General features: G+C 47.1%; 3 protein-coding genes. 2 read left to right on the top strand and 1 reads right to left on the bottom strand.

The genetic code is table 11. The annotated features are described in order from the left end of the window. On the top strand, positions 1 to 1,031 hold a 1,031-nt coding region (locus BUF15_RS26285), incomplete at its 5' end, for a sensor domain-containing protein (protein ID WP_143170911.1). A 110-nt stretch (positions 1,032 to 1,141) separates the two neighbouring features. Then, positions 1,142 to 2,299 carry an EAL and HDOD domain-containing protein gene (locus tag BUF15_RS26280; protein ID WP_159441401.1) on the top strand — a complete coding sequence of 386 codons (1,158 nt, stop codon included), beginning with the start codon at positions 1,142 to 1,144 and terminating at the stop codon, positions 2,297 to 2,299. 214 nt (positions 2,300 to 2,513) lie between these two features. Here BUF15_RS26280 and BUF15_RS26275 read toward each other — a convergent pair. Then, a partial coding sequence (locus BUF15_RS26275) for a hybrid sensor histidine kinase/response regulator (RefSeq protein WP_143170910.1) occupies positions 2,514 to 4,639 on the bottom strand: 2,126 nt, incomplete at its 5' end.

Raw genomic sequence — 4,639 nt, 5'->3', positions numbered from 1 at the left:
CCAGTGCCTTTGGTTTTATCTGGGCCGTCGTCGAGAAAAGCGAGGCCGAGCTGATGAAGCTTGCAAAAGATCTTCATGATACCCTGGAGGATAAAATCTTCATAAACCGTGAGTTGGAGAAGAACAACAGGTTCCTTGATACCCTGCTTGATACCATACCCATACCCGTTTATCATAAGGACTATAAAGGTGTCTATCTGGGTCTCAACGAAGCATTTTGCAAAGCGGTCGGAAGAGAAAGAGAAACGATCAAGGGCCGTACAGTCGCTGATATCTGGCATGATTCTACCGTCAGTTGGTCTGAGAAGACAGATCAGCTGGTCTATGAGACAGGCCGGTTGCAAAAACATGAAGGGAGTGTGCTCTACTGCGACGGGTTGCACCATGAGGTGCTTGAGAGCAAGAATCCCCTCATTGATGCAGAAGGCAGAATAATCGGAATTGTAGGCTCCATTACAGATATAACCGAGCGCAAGATACATGAGTCCAAAATTCGTTATCTTGCCCACCATGACAACCTGACCGGACTGCACAACCGCCATTACTTCTATGATCAACTGAGCAAAGCCATATCAAAAGGCAAACGCAGTGGTAGTAAGGTTGTCCTGATGTTTATAGATCTTGATGGGTTCAAAGAGATAAATGATACCTATGGCCACATCGCCGGCGATGCAACACTAAAATCGATCGGCAGTCGGTTGCAGGCCATCACTCGGGATTATGACACCGTCTGCCGCGTAGGAGGCGATGAGTTTGCATTTCTCCTGGAGGAGTTTGTTGACCGGGAGGCTGCCGTCAGCATTGCCGGAAAAATCCTCAAGGAATTGTCGAAGCCGATCCCTTTCAAGGATTACGAATGTTCTGTAAGCGGCAGTATCGGAATCGCCATATTCCCCCAGAACACCGTTTCGGCAGAACAATTGGTTACCTTGGCGGACCAGGCCATGTATAAAGCCAAGTCACTGGGAAAAGATCAGTTTTATTTTTCCGAGGCTAGCCCTGTGGAAATGTCCGACGGGAACAAAAGGTAATGGCTTAGAGTATGACAAGTGGAAACAGCATACCGTATCATGACGCCTTCTTTGCCCATCAGCCTGTTTTTGATGGGTACCAGCGTGTATGGTGTTATGAAATATATTTCGTGGACAGTAACCACAGTGGCAGCACGCTTTTTGCGAGCGAGGAAAGCTTAAAGACGTCCATGGAGGTTCTGGCAAATATTGGGTTGTGCCCGGATAAACAGTTGAAGGGGACCAAGGTCATTATCAATTTCACAGAACATGCGATTGAGGAGAAACTTCCCTATTCGCTTCATTCGCAGGCGGCCATTGTCCAGGTAAAGGACTCACCGCGATTCTCTCGCGCATTCCTAAAAGAACTTGCAGCGATGAAGCGTGCCGGCTTTAGCCTTTCCATTGATGATTTCAAGGCATACCCGAACAATCTTGAGGTGTATGGTCTCGCAGATATTGCCACTATCAGCGTAAAGGATAATGATGAGATGCAGGTCCGGCAGAAAATGCAGGCGTTTGCAGAGTTGCCGATCACCTTTCTTGCCAAGAAAATAGAGACCCCCAGGCAATTCCAGCAGGTGAAGAAACTGGGCTTTGGTCTTTTTCAGGGGTATTTTTTCAAAAGGCCCAAGACGGAGAAGGTGCGAAAGGTGTCTTCAAATGAAATGGTTCGGTTTGAACTGATGGAGCAACTCTGTGCCAAGGATCTTGACTTTGACACCCTGTCTTCCCTCATCGCCAGGGACGTCTCGCTCAGTATGCGGCTGATCAACATGCTGAATAGTCCGATTTATGGCCTGGTCTCCAGGATCGGCTCCTTAAAGCAGGCCCTGGTCTATTTGGGTCTCAGCCAGTTAAAGCAATGGCTCAGGGTAATCCTGCTCACCGATCTTGAGCAGCCGGACACCACGAAAGAGTTGATGAGGATATCGCTGCAGCGAGCCAAGTTCCTGGAAACCATCAGCTGTTTCTCAGGCTGGCATCAAGAGGACAACCGTCTGTTTCTCGTGGGATTGTTTTCTTTGCTTGATGCGATACTCCAGGTCCCGATGGTAGCCATCGTCGACTGCCTAGCAGCGCTTGAAGATGAGATAATACAGACGTTGTTGAAAGAAGAGACTAAACTCTCAAGCTGGCTGCAGCTGGTTGACAGTTTCGAGAATTCCGACTGGGACAAAGCGGGCATTCTCGCAGCCGGTCTCCATCTCGACTCGTATCAGATCATGGACAGCTACACCATGTCGCTTGAGTGGGCAAATAAGGCGTTAGCAGGCAGCTTGAGGTGATATAATCATTTTGGGAGTAATCAGTCGAAAGGCAAAAAAACTAGAAATGAATCTAGGTTACAAAGACTCGTGGTCCGCTAGGGTAAGTTGAATAACCCGGATACTAATGTTAAGAAAGTCCAAGGAGTGGAGTTGTCCGTTTTATTCAACTTACCCCACCATTGCGAATACCTTGGTTTTATAGCAACATTCCAGGCCGTGGTACATTCTTCTTTCAATTTGAGTGAGATAGAATTTCAGCAACAGCCCTTGCCAGATCATGTACATTCACAGGTTTCATGAGGAAACTGCTAATCCCATAGTAACTCGCTGATTGTTCAGTAACGACTTCACTAAAGCCGGTACACAGTATTATCGGGAGAGTGCTATCCACCTTCCGGACTTCCTGAATGAGTTGTACACCTGTCATTTCCGGCATGGTCTGATCGGTAATCAAGAGATCATAATCGTTCGGATTGTCATTGAATGCCCGCAAAGCTTCCAGGCTACGTTGATAGGATTGCACATCGTAACCAAGCATTTTCAGATTTTCATAAATAACCTCCAGAAAATACGCTTCGTCATCTACAAGCAGAATCTTCTCTCCATTTCCCATGGGAAGATATGACTCATGAGATTCTTTCGTGACGATATCACCCTGGAAACTCGGAAGATAGACTTCGAAAACAGTTCCTTTCCCCGGTGCTGTCTGAATATCGATCAGTCCTTTATGGCTTTTCACAATACCTGAGACAACGGCCATGCCAAGTCCGGTGCCCTCATTTACCTTCTTGGTAGTGAAATATGGCTCGAATATTCTTTCCAGGACCGAAGGCGTCATGCCGCATCCCGTATCGCCAACGGTAATTTTAAGATATTGACCAGGAGGAATAATCATGGACATAAATTGCTTCGCAGAGTGCAGGATGGCATTGTCTATATTCAAGGTGAGAACACCGCCGGTTTCCCGCATGGCGTGGTAGGCATTGGTAGCCAGGTTCATGATAACCTGATGGATCTGGGTGGAGTCGCCAAGTAATCTATCCGGATTAGCAGTAAATTGCTGTACAAAGGATATTGTTTTGGGCAGTGTCGATTGCAGAAGGAGAAGCGTCTCCTTGACCAGCGGGGTGAGGTTTATTGGCTCCATCACCGTATCGGCGCTTCTACTGAAACGGAGGATCTGCTGCACGAGGCTCTTTGCTCTATTGCTCCCTTCCAGAACACGTTCAAGGTAGATCTTGGTTTTTGGATCGATAGCGGCCGGGTCCCGGTACAAGGCCAACTCCGTGTAGCCAATAATTCCTCCAAGTATATTGTTGAAATCATGGGCTATACCGCCTGCAAGAGTGCCTATGGCTTCACTTTTCTGGGCGCGGATTACCTGTTTTTCAAGAGCATTTTTGTCTTCGGTCAGGGCTATTTCTCTTGTGAGATCATGGATGAAGACACCAAGGTAGAGCGGTGTACTCTCTTCATCCACGACAAGCCAGCCCCTAATTGAAATTGGTATTATTCTCCCATCCTTGGCTCTGTACGAGGCATGTAACGGCTCATTTTGGGCAATGCCTGACCTGAAAGCAAGCAAGGTCTGGATGATTTTACTTTGGTCTTCTTGGGGTACGAATGTTTTAAAACTCGTCATCTGACACTCAGGCAGGGTGTATCCGCTTTTTCGTAGAAAAGCTTTATTGGCATCCAGAATACAACCCTGGAAATCCAGCAATAAAATACCCTCCGGGTTGGTATTGAAAAAAGAACGGAAACGGAACTCGCTCTCCCGTAAAAATTTCTCGTTTTTTTTCCTCTCGCTAATGTCACGGACAATAGCTTGCGTGAAAGATTCGCCAGACAGTTCAATCAAGCGCAAGCTCACTTCAGAGAACAATGAACTGCCGTCAGGGCGGCACATCACCCATTCAAAATGAAGATTTCTTCCTTGCCCCGCTTCATTGAGTAAATGTTGTACTTTTTCTGCTGAACGTTGACCGTCAGGCTGTTGCGGAGGCGAAAAATCTACAGGCGACGTACCGATAATCTCTTCTCTCGTGCATTGAAGAATATCCAGCGTTTTTTTGTTACAATCAATAAAGATACCATTTTTTATGATTAAGATCGCATCACCTGCGCCCTCGAACAGTGAACGGTAGCGCAGTTCGCTTTCATGGAGGGCGATATCTGCAAGTTTTGTCCGGGTGATATCTTTTAAGGAGCCCAGCATTCGAGTTGCATTGCCTAGCTCGTCGTAGAAGAAACGACCCTCCTCGTAGGCATAGAAGTAGTTTCCATCTGCCCGTCGATAGCGGTAATGTGCTTTGTAGAGTGTGCAATCTTTCTGGGCAACCCTCAATTTTTCCAGGG

The sequence above is a fragment of the Desulfopila aestuarii DSM 18488 genome (assembly GCF_900143695.1).
Lineage (GTDB): Bacteria > Desulfobacterota > Desulfobulbia > Desulfobulbales > Desulfocapsaceae > Desulfopila > Desulfopila aestuarii.
The sequence above is the reverse complement of the archived record's forward strand: the minus strand, read 5'-3'. Positions and strand labels throughout refer to the sequence as shown.